Below are 18,180 nucleotides of genomic sequence, written 5' to 3' on the forward strand. Positions count from 1 at the left end.
ATGTCCCGACTGCAGTTCCAGCTCAAGACCCGCGACGGCCGTGCCCGCCGTGGCCGCCTGACCTTCCCGCGTGGCACGGTGGAAACGCCGGCCTTCATGCCGGTGGGAACCTATGGCTCGGTCAAGGGCATCCTGCCGGACCAGGTGCGCGCACTGGGCGCCGAGATCATCCTCGGCAACACCTTCCACCTGTACCTGCGCCCGGGCCTGGACATCATCGCCGACCACGGCGGCCTGCACGGTTTCTGCCGCTGGGATGGCCCGATCCTGACCGATTCGGGTGGTTTCCAGGTGTTCTCGCTGGCCCACCGCCGCAAGATCACCGAGCAGGGTGTCACTTTCGCCTCGCCGACCGACGGTGCCCGGGTATTCCTGGGCCCGGAAGAGAGCATGAAGATCCAGAAGGTGCTCGATTCGGACGTGGTGATGATCTTCGACGAGTGCACCCCGTACCCGGCCACCGAAGATGTGGCCCGTCGCTCGATGGAGCTGAGCCTGCGCTGGGCCCAGCGCAGCCGCAACGCGCATGACGAGCTGGGCAACGACGCGGCCCTGTTCGGCATCGTCCAGGGCGGCGTGCACACCGACCTGCGCAGCCGCTCGGCCGAGGCCCTGCAGGCGATCGGCTTCGACGGCTACGCCATCGGCGGCCTGGCCGTGGGCGAACCGGAGCACGAGCGTAATGCCATGCTGGATCACCTGGACCCGGAACTGCCGGGCGACCGCCCGCGCTACCTGATGGGCGTGGGCCGGCCGGAGGATCTGGTCGAGGGCGTTGCACGCGGCGTGGACATGTTCGATTGCGTGATGCCGACCCGCAACGCCCGCAACGGCCACTATTTCACCTCGTTCGGCACCGTCCGCATCCGCAACTCCCAGTACGCGCGCGACATGGACCCGATCGAGCCGGGCTGCGGCTGCGTGGCCTGCAGCGGCGGCTACACCCGCTCCTACCTGCGCCACCTGGACCGCTGCAACGAGATGCTGGCGCCGATGCTGGGCACCCTGCACAACCTGTTCTATTACGAAAAGCTGATGGCCGACATCCGTGCGGCGATCGAGGCGGGAACCTTCCTGGCCTTCCGTGAGTCCTTCTACGCGGCACGGGGGGCGGTCGCGCCGCCCCTGTAACCGGACACCCCCTGCCAAACGGCCCAAGGACGAACGCCCGGGGCCGTGGCATACTTCAAGGCTGACCCAGATCCGCGGTCGCGACCGTGGCACCTGATGGTGCCGGGGCGCCGCCCAACCAAAGGACCAACGATGAACCTGCTTGCTTTCCTGATTCCCGCCGCCCACGCCCAGGCCGCCGGCGGCCAACCGCAGGGCATGGGCCTGACCACGCTGCTGTTCCCGATCATCCTGATCGCCATCATGTACTTCCTGATGATCCGCCCGCAGATGAAGCGGCAGAAGGAGCACAAGGCCATGCTGGAGAAGATCAAGCGTGGCGACGAAGTGCTGACCAACGGCGGCATCGCCGGCATCGTCACCGACATCGGCGACAACTTCATCACCATCGAAGTGGCTGACAACGTGCGCATCCGCGTGCAGAAGGGCGCTGTCGGCAACGTGCTGCCGGCCGGTACCCTGAAGTCGGCCCAGTAAGCCACTCCCTTTCCGAAGCACAACCGCGGCGCCGGGGATGGCGCCGCGCGGGACCCAAGCAATGCTCGAATTTCCACGCTGGAAGTACGTCGTCATCCTGATCGTACTGGCGCTCAGCGCGCTGTACGCGCTGCCCAACATCTACCAGAAGGACCCGGCCATCCAGATCACCGCCAACCGTGGCGGGCAGGTCGACGATGCGCTGCGCGACCGCGTGCTGGCCGACCTGAACAAGGCCGGTATCACCACCATTGGCGCCGAGAAGGAAGGGGAGAGCCTGATCGTCCGCCTGCCGGACCTGAAGGCGCAGTCCGCTGCCAGCGACGCCCTGCGTGACACCATCGGCGAGCAGTACACCGTGGCGCTGAACCTGGCCTCGACCGTGCCGGACTGGCTGGCCAACCTCGGCGGTCGCCCGATGGTGCTGGGCCTGGACCTGCAGGGCGGTGTGCACTTTGTGCTGCAGGTCGACCAGAAGGCCGCCCTGGACAAGCGCCTGGACGCCTACACCGAAGACGTGCGCAGCACGCTGCGTGACGCTCGCATCGCCTACCAGTCGGTGGAGCGTCGTGCCGACAACAGCATCGTGGCCAACCTGAGCCCGTCGGCCGGTGATGACGCGGCACAGCTCGCCCGTACCGCGCTGGTCAAGGCGCAGCCGACCCTCGGTTACGACGTCAGCGGCAGCCGCATCACGGTGACCATCCCCGAGGCCGAGATCACCCAGATCGCCAACGGTGCCATCGAGCAGAACATCAACACCCTGCGCAACCGCGTGAACCAGCTCGGCGTGGCCGAGCCGATCATCCAGCGCCAGGGTGCCGACCGCGTGGTCGTGCAGCTGCCGGGCGTGCAGGACACCGCCGAAGCCAAGCGCATGATCGGCGCCACCGCCACCCTTGAATACCGTGCGGTGGTTGATGGCAACGCACAGGACGCGATCGCCTCCGGCCGCATCCCGCCGGAAGCGAAGGTCTACCAGCGCCGTGATGGCGGTGGCCCGGTGCTGCTGAACAAGCGCGTGATTGTCACCGGCGACCAGATGGTCGGCGCGCAGGCGGTGACCGATTCGAACAGTGGCTCGCCGGCGGTCAGCGTCACGCTGAACAATGTCGGCGGCCAGCGCATGTTCGACTTCACCAGCGCCAACGTGAACAAGCCGATGGCGGTGGTCTACACCGAGCGCGTGCCGACCGTGACCGTCGTCGACGGCCAGGAAGTGCGTGGCTTCAAGGTCAACGAGGAAGTGATCTCGGTGGCCAACATCAACGGCGTGTTCGGCAAGAACTTCCAGACCACCGGCCTGCAGAAGAAGGAAGCCGAAGACCTGGCCAAGCTGCTGAAGTCCGGCTCGCTGGCGGCGCCGATGGACTTCGTCGAAGAGCGCGTGGTCGGCCCGAGCCTGGGCGCCGAGAACGTCAAGAACGGTATGCGCGCAGTGGTGTTCGCGTTCCTGTTCACCCTGGTGTTCTTCAGCATCTACTACCGCATGTTCGGCGTGATCACCTCGATCGCGATGCTGTTCAACCTGCTGATCGTGGTGGCGGTGATGTCGATGTTCGGCGCGACCATGACCCTGCCGGGCTTCGCCGGCCTGGCGTTGTCGGTCGGCCTGTCGGTGGACGCCAACGTGTTGATCAACGAGCGTATCCGTGAAGAACTGCGTGCCGGCGTGCCGGGCAAGACCGCGATCGTGACCGGTTACGAGCGTGCCTCGGGCACCATCCTCGACGCCAACCTGACCGGCCTGATCGTCGGTGTGGCGTTGTTCGCATTCGGTACCGGTCCGCTGAAGGGCTTCGCGCTGACCATGATCATCGGTATTTTCGCCTCCATGTTCACCGCGATCACCGTGTCGCGTGCGCTGGCGACGCTGATCTACGGCAGCCGCAAGAAGCTCCAGAACGTGGCCATCTGACGGGACGACACGCACATGAAACTGTTTCCGCTGCACATCCTCCCGAACGACACCAAGATCGACTTCATGCGCTGGCGCCATGTCGCCATGGCGGTCACCATCGTGGTGTTCCTGGCCTCGGTCGCCATCATCGGCTTCAAGGGCTTCAACTATGCGCTGGACTTCACCGGCGGCACGCTGATCGAAGCCCGCTTCGACAAGGCGGTGGACGTCGAGCAGGTGCGTACCAAGCTCGAGGAAAGCGGCTTTGACGGCGCGCAGGTGCAGAGTGTCGGTGGCAACACCGACCTGCTGATCCGCTTGGCCCCGCACGGCGAGCATGCCCCGGGTACCGGCGACGCCGCTGCCGAGGACAAGGCCACCGCCGCGGCCGTGGTGAAGGCACTGTCCACCGCCGACAACCAGGCCACCGTGCTGCGCAACGAGTTCGTTGGCCCGCAGATCGGCAAGGACCTGGCGATGAATGGCCTGTACGCCACCATCTTCATGCTGGCCGGCTTCCTGATCTACATCGCGGTGCGCTTCGAATGGAAGTTCGCGGTCACCGCCAGCATCGTGGCGATGTTCGACCTGATCGTGACGGTGGCTTACGTGTCCCTGCTGGGCCGTGAGTTCGACCTGACCGTGCTGGCCGGCCTGCTGTCGGTGATGGGCTTTGCAATCAACGACATCATCGTGGTGTTCGACCGCGTCCGCGAGAACTTCCGCAGCCTGCGCGTGGACTCGATGGAAGTGCTGAACCGTTCGATCAACCAGACGCTGTCGCGTACGGTGATCACCGCGGTGATGTTCTTCCTGTCGGCACTTGCCCTGTACATGTACGGCGGCAGCTCGATGGAAGGCCTGGCCGAGACGCACATGATCGGTGCGGTGATCGTGGTGCTGTCCTCGATCCTGGTGGCGGTGCCGATGCTGACGATCGGCTTCCTGCGCGTCAGCAAGCAGGACCTGCTGCCGAAGGCGAAGGACGTCGAGGCCCTGGCCCGTCGCCCGTAATCACCTGTTGCACGCAACACACAGAGAACCCCGCGCAAGCGGGGTTTTTTGTTGGCAGGGCTGGTATGCGTCATCGCATGCGCGCTGTCGCTCCCACGCTTCGCTGCGCGAACCGTGGGCCCCACTTACCAGCTCCCACACCCCCGCCGCTTCGCGGCCGCCCCCTGACTCAGGGGGCTCTGCCCCAGATCGTTTCCTGCGGCTGTTGGTGGGTGCCGACCTTGGTCGACACATCTGTCAGATATCGAATGAATTCACCCGTGTCGACCAAGGTCGACACCTACCAGAGCTGGGTGCCGTTCCGACAGATTGCGGAAGTCTGTCGAAGGCGGGGTGGGTCCGGTTGAGGGGGTGTGAGCGGCATGGATGCCGCGACCAAGCCCCCATGGACGGGTTCACGGCGTCCCCCTCAACCGGACCCGCCGCGCCAACCCCCGGATAGCCGGCCTTTGACGTTGACGTTGATTGCAGCGGGTGCAGGGCTGCAAGCCCTGCGAAAAGAGAACCACCCTACGCCAGCGTCGGTTGTGCAATCTTCCCTCGCGCACTACGATCCTGCGGTTCGCGCGCGCAGGCGCGCACCCGTATTCCTGCTGAGCGCCCCGTGCGCCGCATCTGCCAACCCGAGGTATCCATGGTCATCAAACCGCGCGTCCGCGGCTTCATCTGCGTCACCACCCACCCGACCGGCTGCGAGGCCGCGGTCAAGCAGCAGATCGACTACATCCGTGCGCGCCCGCCGATCCAGAACGGCCCCAAGCGCGTGCTGGTGATCGGCGCGTCCACTGGCTACGGCCTGGCTGCGCGCATCACCGCTGCGTACGGTAGCGGCGCGGCGACCCTGGGCATCTTCTTCGAACGTCCGGGCAGCGAGTCCAAGCCCGGCACCGCCGGCTGGTACAACTCGGCCGCGTTCCACAAGTACGCCGACGAAGCCGGCCTGTACGCCAAGAGCATCAACGGCGATGCCTTCTCCGATGAGGTGAAGGCCAAGGCCATCGAGATGATCAAGGCCGATCTTGGCCAGGTCGACCAGGTGGTCTACAGCCTGGCTGCACCGCGCCGCAAGCACCCGAAGACCGGTGAAATCATCAGCTCCACGCTGAAGCCGATCGGTGAGCCGATCACGCTGCGTGGCCTGGATACCGACAAGGAAGTGCTGACCGAGACCCACCTGCAGCCGGCTACCGCCGAAGAAATCGCCGGCACCGTCGCGGTCATGGGTGGTGAAGACTGGCAGATGTGGATCGATGCACTGGCCGATGCCGGTGTGCTGGCCAACGGCTGCACCACCACCGCCTTCACCTACGTGGGCGAAGAGATCACCCAGGCCATCTACTGGAATGGCTCGATCGGTGCCGCCAAGAAGGACCTGGACACCAAGGTGCTGGGCCTGCGCGAGAAGCTGGCAAAGATCGGTGGCGATGCGCGCGTGTCGGTGCTGAAGGCCGTGGTCACCCAGGCCAGCTCGGCCATTCCGACCATGCCGCTGTACCTGTCGCTGCTGTTCAAGGTGATGAAGGAAAAGGGCACCCATGAAGGCTGCATCGAGCAGCTGGACGTGCTGTACGACATCCTCTACGGCGGCAGGGCTGACGGCGTGGCGGTCGATCGCCTGCGCCACGACCTGGTCGATGCCGATGGCCACACCGTCGCGCTGGTCGATGAGGAAGGCCGCCTGCGTGCCGACTACAAGGAAATGGCCGCGGACGTGCAGCGCAAGGTGGTTGCGCTGTGGCCGCAGGTGACCAACGAGAACCTGTACGAGATCAGCGACCTGGCCGGCTACAAGGCCGACTTCCTGCGCCTGTTCGGTTTCGGCGTGGACGGCGTCGACTACGAAGCCGACGTCAATCCGGACGTCAGGATCGAGAATCTGGTCGACATGACCTGATCAATGAAAAGGCCGGCGAAAGCCGGCCTTTTCGTTGGGTAGTGCCGGCCGCTGGCCGGCAGCCCCGTGGGTCAACCAAACTCGAACCCCATCTCCGGCAAGGCCGGGCCGACGAAGTCGCCCTGCACATAGTCCACGCCGGCACTGAACAGCAGGGTCATCGAATTGGCGTCGCTGACGAACTCGGCGATGGTGCGGATACCGGCTTCCTGCGCACGCGCGGTGATCTGGCTGATGCGGTCGATGTTCTCGCGGGTGGCGGCCAGATCGCTGGTGAAACCGCGGTCCAGCTTGAGGAACTGCGGCTGGAAGTGGGCCAGCAACTGGAACGAATCCAGCCCCGAACCGAACTGCTCCAGGCCGATGCGGCAGCCCAGGGGCGCGACCTCGGCAAGGAACTGCTGCGCGCTGCGCAGATGGGTGAACACCTTCGCTTCCGGTGCGTGCAGCCACAGCCGTTCGCCCGGCACGCCCTGTGCCTGCAGCTCGCGGCGCAGGGTGGCGATCATCTGCGGATCGTCGAACGATTCCGGGGTGACCTTCACCAGCACCTGGGTGGCATGGCCTTCGCGCGCACGTTGGCCCAGCACCGCGATGGCCCGCGAAACCACCCAGCGGTTGATGTCGGCCAGCAGCCCGTGCTCCTCGGCAATGCCCAGGAACGCGGTCGGGCTCAGCAGCTCGCCGTTGTGCTCCAGGCGCAGGTAGGCCTCGTACAGTTCCAGTGGCTCGCCCTGCAGATTCAGCACCGGCTGGTAGTGCAGCTGGAAGCCGTCGCCGGCCAGCGCTTCGCGGATGCGTGCCACCCAGCGCAGCACGCGCTCTTCCTCCACGCGGTCGGCAGCGGCGGGGTCGAAGATGCGGCAGGTATTGCCCAGCTCGGCAGCGGCCTGCGTGCATTCGCTGGCACGTGCCAGCACCTGGCCGATGCTGGCGATCTTCTCGCCCACCTGCACGCCGCCGATGCTGACCGTCACCGTGGCCGAGCGTGCGCCGATGCTGAAGACATGCGCGGCATAGGCTTCGCGGATGCGCTCGGCCAGCGCAACGGTCTGCGCATAGGGCCCAGCCTGCAGCACGGCGAAGTTGTGTTCGCCGAAGCGGGCCAGCTGCGCGTCCTCGCCGACCACCTCGGCCAGCAGGGCGGCGAGCGCGCCGATCAGCGCGTCGGCCGAGGCCAGGCCGATGTCCGGCAGCAGGCGTGCGTAATGGTCCGGTTCGATCAACAGCAGGCCGAACTGGCCTTCGCTGCGACCGGCCTGGGCCACCGCGCTTTCCAGCTGCAGCATGAAGGTCGGGCGGTTGAGCAGGCCGGTGACCTGGTCACGCTGGCGCAGGTCTTCAACTTCGCGTGCCAGCTCCGGATCGAATTCCATGCGGCGGCGGAGCACCACCTGCAGGCAGGATTCGCCCTCGTAGGTCGCCGCCGTGAATTCCATCGTTGCCGGGAACGCGCTGCCATCTTCGTGACGGGCGTCGAGCTGGTACTGCGGCGGCGGCGCTTCGCCACGGCTGAGGCCTTTCAGCAGCTGCTTGAAGCCTTCCACATGCTGCGCGGCGACCATGTCGAGCAGCGAAATGCCTTCGATGTCGTCGAAATGCTCGTAGCCGAACATCTCCAGATAGGCGTCGTTGGCCCGGATGTGCATGCCTTCATGCACATAGGCGATGGGGTCGCGCGAGGAGGCGATCAGCGCGTCGCAGCGGCGCTCGGTTTCGCGCATCTGTGCCTCGATGCGGCGCAGGCCACGGCGGGCCTGCAGGTCCACCCACTGGTCGCGGACCACGGCCAGCAGATGCTCGGGGCGCTGGCGCAGGGCGAGGGCGCGGATGCCATGGCTGCTGGCCTGCACCAGCTCGTCCTCATCGATGCGCTCGGCCAGCAGCACCAGCGGAATATCCTTGCCGCTGGCGGCGATGTGCTGGGCCACCAGCGGCAATGGAATGCCCGGCGACGGCGAGGCCAGCACCAGGTCGATGGCCTGGCTGTCCAGCACCTGGGCCAGCTCGGCCGCATCCTGCGGGCGCCACGGGCGCACCGCGATGCCACTGTTGCGCAGGGCGCTGACGATGGCTTCGGCATTCTCGCCGCTGTCATCGACGATCAGCAGGCGGATGGTGATGTCGTTCGCGTTCTGCATGCACTGCTCCCCAATCTGCAAATCTAGATACACGATGCGCGCCGAACCGTCCATGCGCGCCCCCCTTGCGCGCATCGAACGGCGATGTGGTTCACACCACGCCGCCGGCCGCGTGGCCGCTGGCCCAGGCCCACTGGAAGTTGTACCCGCCCAGCCAGCCGGTCACGTCCAGTACCTCGCCAACGAAGTGCAGGCCGGGCACGCGCTTGGATTCCATCGTCGAGGACGAAACCTCGGCGGTGTCCACGCCGCCCAGGGTGACCTCGGCGGTGCGATAGCCTTCGGTGCCGCTGGCCACCAACGGGAACGCGCCCAGCAGCTGCGCGGCCTGGCGCAGCACCGGCTCGTCCAGCTGGCGCACCGGGCGGTCGGGCAGCCAGTGTTCGCACAGGCGCTGCGCAAGCCGCTTGGGCAGTACCTCGCCCAGCACCGTGCGCAGCTCGGCGGCCGGCCGCTCGCGCTTCATCTGGCGCAGCCACTCGCCGGCATCCTGGCCGGGCAGCAGGTCCAGTTCCAGCGTGTCGCCGGGTTGCCAGAAGGACGAAATCTGCAGGATCGCCGGGCCGCTCACGCCGCGATGGGTCAGCAGCATGAAGTTCTGGAAGCTCTTTCCGTTGCAGCGCGCCTCGATCGGCAGGGCGACACCGCTGAGCTCGGCCAGCCGCTCCTGGTGCTTGCCGCTGAGCGTCAGCGGCACCAGCCCGGCGCGGGTCGGCAGCACCGCGTGGCCGAACTGGCGTGCGATCTCATAGCCGAAACCGGTGGCACCCATGCTGGGAATCGACAGCCCGCCGGTCGCGACCACCAGCGAGGCACAGTGGAACAGGCCGTGGCTGGTGTGTACGCGGAAACCGTCGCTGCCGTGTTCGATGCGCTGCACGCTGCAGTCGGTACGGACCTGCACGCCGGCTGCCTGGCATTCGTCCACCAGCATCTTCACGATCTGCTTGGACGAGACATCGCAGAACAGCTGGCCCAGCTCCTTCTCGTGGTAGGCGATGCCGTGCTTGCTGACCAGCTCGATGAAATGCCAGGGCGTGTAGCGGGCCAGCGCCGACTTGCAGAAGTGCGGGTTGGCCGACAGGAAGTTGGCCGGGGTGGTGCCGGTGTTGGTGAAGTTGCAGCGGCCACCGCCAGACATCAGGATCTTCTTGCCGATCTTGTTGGCATGGTCGATCACCTGCACCTGGCGGCCGCGCTGGCCGGCGGTGATCGCAGTCATCAGCCCGGCCGCGCCGGCGCCGATGACCACTACATCGCAGCGGATCGTGCTCATGCCTTGGCGCGCTTGCGCCAGTTCGGGATGATGTCGAGCTGGATCTGGTCGTTGAGAATCTGCACTTCGCCATCCTGGATCAGCACGCTGAAGCGCATGGCGCGCTGGATCTGCTGGCCCCACTGCTCGACGAAGGCACCGTCGAGGTCGACCACCGACAGGTTGTCGAAACGCGCCAGTCCCTTGCCCTGCTTGGTCCACCAGATCTCGGAGGCGTTGCCACCGTAGTTCACCACCTGCACCTGGCGGCTGCGGTTGCTGGCCTTGCGGATGCGCGATTCGTCCGGATGGCCCAGGTCGATCCACTGCAGGATGTCGCCGGTGTAGTCGTGTTCCCACAGGTCGGGCTCGTCATCGGTGCTCAGGCCGCGGCCGAATTCGAGGCGATCACCGGCGTTGAGGGCGAAGGCGAGCAGGCGCACCATCAGGCGCTCGTCGGTCTCGGACGGGTGCTGGGCCAGGGTCAGGTTGTGGGTCGCGTAGTAGCCGCGATCCATGTCGCTGATCTGTAGTTCGGCCTTGCGGATGGTGGCGGTAAGAGCCATGGGGGATCCGTGGACTAAAGAGGACAATGATAGAGGTTTGCTCCTGGGGTGTCCGTTGCCGGGCTGTCGGCAGGGCGTCAACGTGGCACGCTTGCACGCTCTATCCACCGCAGGAATGGACGCGATGACCCCTCCCAGCCGGTTGCAGCTGCCGCCCGGCCACTGGCCCAGCCTGCTTGATGGCCTGTGCGCGCGATTCCCGCGCATCGACCGCGCGCAATGGCAGGACCGCTTCGCCCGTGGTCGCGTGCAGGACGCGCAGGGCAGGGCGCTGGCGCCGGACCTGCCCTGGCAGGTGGGGCTGGAGATCCAGTACTTCCGCGAGGTGGCCGACGAGGCGGTGATTCCGTTCGCCGAGACCATCGTCCATCTGGATGCGCACCTGCTGGTGGCCGACAAGCCGCACTTCCTGCCGGTGACGCCGGCCGGCCGGCACGTGCGCGAAACCCTGCTGGCGCGTTTGATCGTCCGCACCGGCAACCCCGAGCTGGTGCCGCTGCATCGGCTGGATCGGCTGACGGCCGGGCTGGTGATGTTCTCCACGCAGCCGGCCTCACGCGATGCCTACCAGCGGCTGTTCCGCGAACGGCGCATCGAGAAGATCTATGAGGCACTGGCACCGGCCCTGCCGGGCGTGGCGTTCCCACTGCAGCGGCATAGCCGGCTGGTGCCGGGCGAGCCGTTCTTCCGCATGGCCGAAGCGCCGGGCGAGCCCAATGCGCGGAGCTGGATCGAACTGATCGAGGCGGAGGGACCGATCTGGCACTACCGGCTGCGGCCAGCGACCGGCCGCAAGCACCAGCTGCGCGTGCACATGGCCGCGCTGGGCGCGCCGATCGAGGGCGATGACCTGTATCCGCAACTGAGGTCGCGCCCGCAGGGGGCGGCCGAGCCGCCCCTGCAGCTGCTGGCACAGGGGCTGGCCTTCGATGATCCGCTCAGCGGGGAACGGCGGCAGTTCAGCAGCCAGCGCCGCCTGTGCCTGCCGGATCAGGCGGGGTAGCGCCGTTCAGCGGCCGGGACGCCGGGCCAGCCAACGGTCCAGTTCGGCGGCGAACAGCTGCCGGTCGCGTGGGCCGAGGGGCGGCGGGCCCCCGGTCTGGACCCCGGCGCCGCGCAGCTCTTCCATGAAATTGCGCATCGACAGGCGCTCGGCCATGTTGTTCGGGGTGTACAGCTGGCCGCGCGGGTTCAGTGCGACGGCCTTCTTCTCCAGCACCAGCGCGGCCAGCGGGATGTCCTGGGTGACCACCAGGTCGCCAGCGGCAACCCGCTCGACGATGGCACTGTCGGCCACGTCCAGGCCCTGCGGCACCTGGATCGAGCGCAACCAGCGCGAGGGCGGGGTGCGGACCCACTGGTTGGCGACCAGGGTCAGCTCGATCCCGACCCGTTCAGCGGCCCGGAACAGGATGTCGCGAATGACGCCAGGACAGGCGTCTGCATCCACCCAGATGCGGGGGAGGGCGGGTTCAGCTTGGGTTTCAGCTTCAGTCATTTACCCAGTGTAGGGTAGGAAAAACCTGAATGGGGACTCGGAGTTAGCCACGATCGGCTGCCAGCCCTTGTCACGCCTAGCGGGCGGGCCCTGCCCATGAACGTCCGGGCTATCGCTTTTTGCAGAAAACACGCGTATCGTTGGTCCCACTGTGTTTGCTAGGGTCACCGTGAATCGTGGCCTGGTGCAGTTGATCTCACGATCCGCTCATCGATCCGCTTTACCAACGCCTGCAACTCAGTCTCGGCCCCGATACCCGGTGGCTGCGATTTTTTCAACATGTGTTTCAGGAGTTAGTCAAATGTCTGATCGTCAGACCGGCACCGTCAAGTGGTTCAACGACGCCAAGGGCTTCGGCTTCATCACCCCGGAAAGCGGCCCGGACCTGTTTGTGCACTTCCGTGCCATCCAGGGCACCGGCTTCAAGACCCTGCAGGAAGGCCAGAAGGTTACCTTCATCGCCGTCCAGGGTCAGAAGGGTATGCAGGCTGACCAGGTGCAGGCGGTCTAATCCGTCTGCTACCGTTGGGTAGCCAGAACGCCGGAAGCGAAAGCTTCCGGCGTTTTTTATTGCCCGCCGTTTTGTAGAGTCGAGCTTGCTCGACTGCTTGCAACGACAGTCGAGCAAGCTCGACTCTACAAGCGGCATGCATCCTGCGCGGTACGATGCAGGTCTTCCCAAGGATCATCCTCATGCGCATCGTCCACCATCTGGAAAACTCCCGTTCGCTGCGCGTGCTGTGGATGCTTGAAGAGTTGGGGCTGGACTACGAGCTCCGTCGCTATCCTCGCGATCCGAAAACGCTGCTGGCGCCGCCCGAGCTGCGCAACGTGCATCCGCTCGGCAAGTCGCCGGTACTGCAGGATGGCGAGCTGGTGCTGGCCGAATCCGGTGCGATCCTCGACTACCTTGCCGACCGCTACGACAGCCAGCGCCAGCTGTCGCCGCCAGCGATGCCAGCCGAAGGCGCCGAGCGCATTGCCTACCGCTACTGGCTGCACTACGCCGAAGGCTCGGCGATGCCGCCGTTGCTGCTGACCCTGGTGATGGGGCGCATCCGCAACGCGCCGATGCCGTTCTTCGCGCGCCCGATCGCGCGCAGCATTGCCGACAAGGCCGAGCGGGGCTTCATTGGCCCGCAGCGGCGCCTGCACCTGGACTGGATGGAACGCCGCCTCGCCGAAAGCCCATGGTTTGCGGGTGAGCGGTTCAGCGCGGCCGACATCCAGATGAGCTTCCCGATCCAGGCCGCCGCTGCACGTGGCGGTGGCCTCGACGACAAGCCCGCACTGCGTGGTTTCCTCAAGCGCATCGGCGAGCGCCCGGCCTACCAGCGTGCCGAGGCCCACGGTGGCCACCTGCAGGCGCTCAGCGGTAATTGAGGCGGGCGGCGGTCGCCCCCATCTTCAAGGCCATGGATACCGACAGCCCCCGTTTCGACAACCGCCTGCTGCACAGTCTGCCGGGTGACCCCGAATCCGGCCCGCGCCGCCGTGAAGTGCTGGGCGCGGCCTGGTCACCGGTGATGCCCACGCCGGTGGCAGCGCCCGCTCTGCTGGCGTGGTCGCCGGAGGTGGCCACGCTGCTCGGTTTCGATGCCGCTGACGTCGAGAGCGAAGGCTTCGCCCGCGTGTTCGGCGGCAATGCGCTGTACGCCGGCATGCAGCCGTGGGCGGCGAACTACGGCGGGCATCAGTTCGGCCACTGGGCCGGGCAGCTGGGCGATGGCCGTGCGATCTCACTGGGTGAACTGGTTGCGCCGGATGGGCGCCACTGGGAGCTGCAGTTGAAGGGCGCGGGCCCGACGCCGTATTCGCGCGGTGCTGATGGTCGTGCCGTCCTGCGCTCGTCGATCCGCGAATTCTTGTGCAGCGAGGCGATGCACCATCTCGGCGTGCCGACCACGCGCGCGATGTCGCTGGTCGGTACCGGCGAAGACGTGGTGCGCGACATGTTCTATGACGGCCACCCGCGTGCCGAGCCCGGTGCCATCGTGTGCCGGGTGTCGCCCTCGTTCCTGCGCTTCGGTTCGTTCGAACTGCCGGCTTCGCGCGGTGAAACCGCCTTGCTGCAGCAGCTGGTGGATGCCTGCATCGCCCGCGATTTCCCCGAGCTGGAGGGGCAGGGCGAGGCGCTGTATGGCGACTGGTTCGCGCAGATCGCGGTACGCACCGCCGAGATGATCGCGCACTGGATGCGCGTGGGTTTCGTGCATGGCGTGATGAATACCGACAACCTGTCCGTGCTCGGCCTCACGCTCGATTACGGCCCTTACGGCTGGGTCGAGGACTTCGACCCGGACTGGACGCCGAACACCACCGACGCGCAGGGCCGCCGTTACCGCTTCGGTACGCAGCCACAGGTGGCGTACTGGAACCTGAGCCGGTTGGTGCAGGCGCTGGCTCCGCTGTTTGCCGATGTGGCACCGCTGCAGGCCGGTCTGGCCGCCTACCATTTACGCAACACCAGAGACCAGGGGGATGCTGCTTTACGCCGTTACCCGACACTACCCTGAATCACATGCGCGCAATCTTCCTGAGTTCTCTCCGGGTTGGGGCGACATCGAGATCCACGCGCTGCCAGGGCACAAGCAGGCTGTGCTGAACATTCTGCAGCCGGTCACATCCAGGCCGGAGTGGATGAATGTCATGCAACACATGACGATCGAAGGAAAGCGCCGGCCCGACGGCGGCAAGGCGGAAGGTGACGTGGTGCGCTTCCTCGATTACGGCTACTCGCTGAACAATGATCTGCCCAACGTGTTCGGGACGATGAACAAGCACTCGCGCGACAAGGTCGGCGATGTGGGGAATTCCTATCTCCAGTCCTTCCTTGAGAAGCGCGCAAAGTTGCTCAATGAGTTCCCGAAGGGATACGAGGTGGCTCAGATCATGAACATTGATGATCCAGTACAGCTGGCTGCGTTGGACGGCACCGAAGCTCCGACTTTCGCAATGATGGATCCCCCGGGACTATGGTTGGATCGTGACGATCAGACCATGCTTGCATGATGCCGCCGAGCGGCGATGTATCGCCGCTCCCTGGTACTTCAGACAGCAGGCCCCAAGCCTTAGTCCTGAGTAACGCAGCGGAATCCATGGCTCCTGTTCTGATTGGAATCAATCTCGCTCCCATCCGTATCCTTGTGCCTTGGAGGATTCGGGAGGCGATGATCGCGAGTGAAAGTCATTGAAACCAAGGCGAGTGAGTCGCCGCCGCGATTGCTGTTTCCCCGGATGACCTTCTCTGTGCCGCTCTTTGGGCCGGTGGGATTTCTTGAATCACCGCCGGAGTATTCAGCTTCGTACCAATCCTGGACCCATTCGTAGCCATGGTCGATCATGTCGTATAGACCGGCTGGGTTGGGAGGGAACCTGCCCAAGGCAGTTCCGCTACCGTCCTCATATTGGGAATAACTCGCGACATTGCGACCATCATCAACGGTGCCTGTATCGGTCGGATACACAACCATCTTCCCACCGGAGCGCGCCGCGAACTCCCACTGTGCCTCGGTGGGAAGTGCCAGCTTCCGACCTGATGTTGCTCCGGCCCAGGTGCAGAAGTCCACAGCGTCCTGCCACTTCACTCCCGCCGCGGCCTTGAGGTCAGCACGATATCGCTTTGCGTCAAGCGCTGAGGTGCCTACCCTTGGGCGGCCAGTCGCGTCCGTGAAAGCATCAAAATCTTCAATCGAAACTTTATGCGCCATGATCGAAAAACCGTCCAGCGTGATTCTCCGGAGGACGTCATCATTCATCGCTCCACTGTAGGGCAGCTTGTCCTCGTTGTGCACGGGGCCAAAATCACCCATCAGGAACGAGTCACCCTTGATCGGCACCAGGTCCGACATGATCTTTTGCTGAGTAGCTGTACCGGAGCCACGGTCCACTTGGACAGATGGTCTTTCCTCCTTGGCGCATGCAGTGGTAGTAAGCGGCAGGGTGGCGAGCAGGACGGCTGTCCGAAGTGAAAGCATAGACATGAAGAATTCCTTTGGCCGAGCACTGCATAGTAGCAGCGGACCTGGCGCACTAAGTGAATACCCCGTCGCAACGAGAAGGCTGCGATTGCGCCATCCTCAGGTCCGCCCTGCCCAGTATATGATGCGCTTGCCAAGCTCTCCGGCACTCATTGGGTGATAGATGCGACTTTGTCGCCCCTTCATGGCTCTATGGCTGGAGCAGGTCGACTAGGCAGTGCTCGGGTGAAGCTTGGAGTGCGGTAGTACCTCGCCAACCGCCCTATGCATCCGGCTCGAATCCTCCGCCCTCAGTCCCGATTGACGCAGCGGAACCCGTGGCTCGCATTCTGATTCGCATCAATGTCACTTCCGTGGGCGTTCTTGAGCTTGGGGGGATTCGGAGGCTGGTGATCGCGCGCAAACGTCATGGCAACAAATACAAGTGAATCACCGCCACGACTGTCATTCCCTCGAATTACCTTCTGGGTACCCTTCTTCGGTCCAAGAGGATTTTTTGCATCACCTCCCGTGTAGTTCTCCTCGTACCAATCCTGTACCCATTCATAGCCGTGATCTGTCATGTCGTACAACCCTGCCGGATTGGGAGGGAACTTGCCCAGAGAGGATCCGCTGCCGTCATCGTACTGGGAATAGCTCGCGACATTGCGACCATCTTCGATGGTGCCTGTATCGGTCGCGAACAGAACCATCTTGCCTCCTGACCGTGCCGCGTACTCCCACTGTGCCTCGGTTGGGAGTGTGAGCTTACGACCCGACCCCTTCCCAGCCCACGTGCAGAAGTCCAGGGCATCCTGCCACTTCACTCCGGCAGCGGCCTTGGGATCGGCACGATAAAGCGTCGAGTCAATCTTCGAAGTACCCACCCTCGGGCGGCCAGTAGCGTCCGTGAAAGCATCAAAATCCTCAATCGACACTTTGTGGGCCATGATCGAAAAGCCGTCCAGCGTGATCTTTCGAAGCACGTCATCGTTCATGGCTCCGCTGTAGGGCAGTTTGTCCTCGTTGTGCACGGGGCCAAAATCACCCATGAGGAACGAGCCTCCCTTGATCGGTACCAGGTCAGATACGACCTTTTGTTGCGTAGCTGTACCGGGGCCGCGCTTCGCTTCGGACGGGGAATCTTCCGCCTTGGCACATGCGGATGTAGTGAGTAACAGAATGGCTAATAGAGCTGCAGTCCGGGGCGAGAGTGTGGACATCAGGGACTTCCTTGGCCGAATGATCCATGCTATCGCGCTCGCCCAGCCAGTGCATCCCGATCGAGCGGAGTGCACAATCACGTGGGCCCGTCGGTGGCGACACTGGCCGCCCAGTAGTCGCATGGCATGTCATGCTCGCCAACGCTGCGGGAAAGGGAGATTGGATGTATACCGGATGGATGCGCGATTTTCCCGTGGGACGTCCACTTTCTCCCCAGGAGAGTGCATCGCGTTTCAATGTACATGCCGCTCAATCCGTGGCGCCCGCCGAACACGCCTGCCTGGTACGCTTCAATTCGACCTGCATCGAGCTGATCGATCGCCGCTTCCGTCTGCGGGGAATGGTGTCGACCACGGTAGTCCTGCTTGGCACGCTGGGGCTGTTCCTGCTCGGCTTCTTCCTGCTCTTCACTCTGGTCTTCCCCAACCTGGAGGGGGACATATGGGACTGGGTGATGTACGGCATGGTGGGCGCTTGCGTGGTCGGCGCCCCCGCACTGTTCTGGCATATCACCCTCCGATACGAGTTCTTCACCTACGTCTGGTACCCGACGAGATTCAACCGGCGCAACCGGAAGGTCTACTTCTTCATGGGCGGGAAGGAGGGCGCGGTGTCCGTCCCATGGGATGAGGCCGTCTTCTACATCGGGCAAGGAACCAGCGAGGAGTTCCTGCGTGACCTGCGGTGCAGCATCGTTGAGGATCATCTCGTCAAGCGGACCTTCGCTGTCGGTCACTACTTCGATGACGAGTTGAAAATACGTGGCATCTGGGAGTTTGTCCGCCGCTACATGGAAGAAGGGCCCGCCGAGGTGGTCGACACCATCGACGGTCGGCAGATGAACCTGTCGGTCAAGCCTTCCCTGCGCAACTGCTATCTGTTCGTGGTCGCCAGCCTTGGGCCGGCCATGCTGAGTGCCCGGTTCATGCTTATGCCACTGCTGCTGCCCTTGGTGCTCTGCCGGTGGCTGGTCCTGAAGTCCTGCCGTGTGCCAGTGTGGCCGCAATGGGTGCAGGATGAGTGCGAGGTCGACGCGAATGACCCTCTGAGGCTGGCCGAGCCTGAGGTCATGGCGCAGTCGGAGTGGGATCGTCGTTCAACTCGATCAGGATAATGCCGCA

General features: G+C 64.7%; 16 protein-coding genes and 1 pseudogene. 11 read left to right on the top strand and 6 right to left on the bottom strand.

Annotated features, from left to right (window positions below):
- The 5 genes from tgt (at position 1) to fabV (ending at position 6,416) form a co-directional block, all read left to right on the top strand.
- Positions 1–1,131, top strand: coding sequence for a tRNA guanosine(34) transglycosylase Tgt (gene tgt, locus N7590_RS01640; protein WP_164242438.1), 1,131 nt, complete (start codon positions 1–3; stop codon positions 1,129–1,131).
- Between the two features lie 132 nt (positions 1,132–1,263).
- On the top strand, positions 1,264–1,608 hold the full coding sequence (yajC, locus tag N7590_RS01645; protein WP_006434333.1) for a preprotein translocase subunit YajC: 345 nt from the start codon (positions 1,264–1,266) through the stop codon (positions 1,606–1,608).
- Between the two features lie 61 nt (positions 1,609–1,669).
- Positions 1,670–3,526, top strand: a complete 1,857-nt coding sequence (secD, locus tag N7590_RS01650; RefSeq protein ID WP_164242437.1) for a protein translocase subunit SecD — start codon at positions 1,670–1,672, stop codon at positions 3,524–3,526.
- A 15-nt stretch (positions 3,527–3,541) separates the two neighbouring features.
- Positions 3,542–4,522 carry a protein translocase subunit SecF gene (gene secF / locus N7590_RS01655; RefSeq protein WP_053512183.1) on the top strand — a complete coding sequence of 327 codons (981 nt, stop codon included), beginning with the start codon at positions 3,542–3,544 and terminating at the stop codon, positions 4,520–4,522.
- Positions 4,523–5,156: 634 nt separating this feature from the next.
- A complete protein-coding gene (gene fabV / locus N7590_RS01660; protein WP_279935016.1) occupies positions 5,157–6,416 on the top strand; it encodes an enoyl-ACP reductase FabV in 1,260 nt (419 codons plus the stop codon).
- 71 nt (positions 6,417–6,487) lie between these two features.
- Here fabV and N7590_RS01665 read toward each other — a convergent pair whose 3' ends face one another.
- From N7590_RS01665 to N7590_RS01675, 3 genes are all read right to left on the bottom strand, one after another.
- Entirely contained in the window at positions 6,488–8,557 is a 2,070-nt protein-coding gene (locus N7590_RS01665) for an EAL domain-containing protein (RefSeq protein ID WP_040009725.1), read from the bottom strand.
- 91 nt (positions 8,558–8,648) lie between these two features.
- Positions 8,649–9,833 (bottom strand): NAD(P)/FAD-dependent oxidoreductase, encoded by a 1,185-nt coding sequence (locus tag N7590_RS01670; RefSeq protein ID WP_164242435.1) that lies wholly within the window; start codon positions 9,831–9,833, stop codon positions 8,649–8,651.
- The gene (locus tag N7590_RS01675; protein WP_053449505.1) at positions 9,830–10,378 is read right to left on the bottom strand and encodes a YaeQ family protein; all 549 of its coding nucleotides are present in this window, start codon (positions 10,376–10,378) and stop codon (positions 9,830–9,832) included. The genes N7590_RS01670 and N7590_RS01675 overlap by 4 nt, the downstream gene beginning before the upstream one ends.
- Positions 10,379–10,502: 124 nt before the next feature.
- On the opposite strand from N7590_RS01675, the gene N7590_RS01680 reads away from it, so the two are divergent.
- Positions 10,503–11,381, top strand: coding sequence for a pseudouridine synthase (locus tag N7590_RS01680; protein ID WP_053512043.1), 879 nt, complete (start codon positions 10,503–10,505; stop codon positions 11,379–11,381).
- A 6-nt stretch (positions 11,382–11,387) separates the two neighbouring features.
- Here N7590_RS01680 and N7590_RS01685 read toward each other — a convergent pair whose 3' ends face one another.
- Positions 11,388–11,876, bottom strand: a complete 489-nt coding sequence (locus N7590_RS01685; protein WP_053512042.1) for a YaiI/YqxD family protein — start codon at positions 11,874–11,876, stop codon at positions 11,388–11,390.
- 301 nt (positions 11,877–12,177) lie between these two features.
- Between N7590_RS01685 and N7590_RS01690 the strand changes: the two genes are divergently transcribed.
- The 4 genes and pseudogenes from N7590_RS01690 to N7590_RS01705 all read left to right on the top strand — a co-directional run bounded on the left by N7590_RS01690 (position 12,178) and on the right by N7590_RS01705 (position 14,888).
- Positions 12,178–12,387, top strand: coding sequence for a cold-shock protein (locus N7590_RS01690; RefSeq protein ID WP_004153307.1), 210 nt, complete (start codon positions 12,178–12,180; stop codon positions 12,385–12,387).
- Positions 12,388–12,569: 182 nt separating this feature from the next.
- A complete protein-coding gene (locus N7590_RS01695) occupies positions 12,570–13,259 on the top strand; it encodes a glutathione S-transferase (RefSeq protein ID WP_164242434.1) in 690 nt (229 codons plus the stop codon).
- A gap of 32 nt (positions 13,260–13,291) precedes the next feature.
- A pseudogene (locus tag N7590_RS01700) lies at positions 13,292–14,344 on the top strand (YdiU family protein); the annotation flags it as partial.
- Between the two features lie 13 nt (positions 14,345–14,357).
- Positions 14,358–14,888 (top strand): DNA repair protein, encoded by a 531-nt coding sequence (locus N7590_RS01705; RefSeq protein WP_279935023.1) that lies wholly within the window; start codon positions 14,358–14,360, stop codon positions 14,886–14,888.
- 59 nt (positions 14,889–14,947) lie between these two features.
- Here N7590_RS01705 and N7590_RS01710 read toward each other — a convergent pair whose 3' ends face one another.
- Positions 14,948–15,859: an SUMF1/EgtB/PvdO family nonheme iron enzyme gene (locus tag N7590_RS01710; RefSeq protein WP_164240444.1), complete on the bottom strand. Its 912-nt coding sequence runs from the start codon at positions 15,857–15,859 to the stop codon at positions 14,948–14,950.
- A gap of 287 nt (positions 15,860–16,146) precedes the next feature.
- Complete coding sequence (locus tag N7590_RS01715; RefSeq protein ID WP_080374934.1) at positions 16,147–17,058, bottom strand: SUMF1/EgtB/PvdO family nonheme iron enzyme; 912 nt, start codon at positions 17,056–17,058, stop codon at positions 16,147–16,149.
- Between the two features lie 131 nt (positions 17,059–17,189).
- Here N7590_RS01715 and N7590_RS01720 point away from each other — a divergent pair, with 131 nt between their 5' ends.
- A complete protein-coding gene (locus tag N7590_RS01720; RefSeq protein ID WP_204275086.1) occupies positions 17,190–18,173 on the top strand; it encodes a DUF6708 domain-containing protein in 984 nt (327 codons plus the stop codon).
- The last annotated feature ends 7 nt before the right edge of the window (positions 18,174–18,180 follow it).

The organism is Stenotrophomonas sp. GD04024, assembly GCF_029837545.1.
In the GTDB taxonomy this organism is placed as follows: domain Bacteria; phylum Pseudomonadota; class Gammaproteobacteria; order Xanthomonadales; family Xanthomonadaceae; genus Stenotrophomonas; species Stenotrophomonas forensis.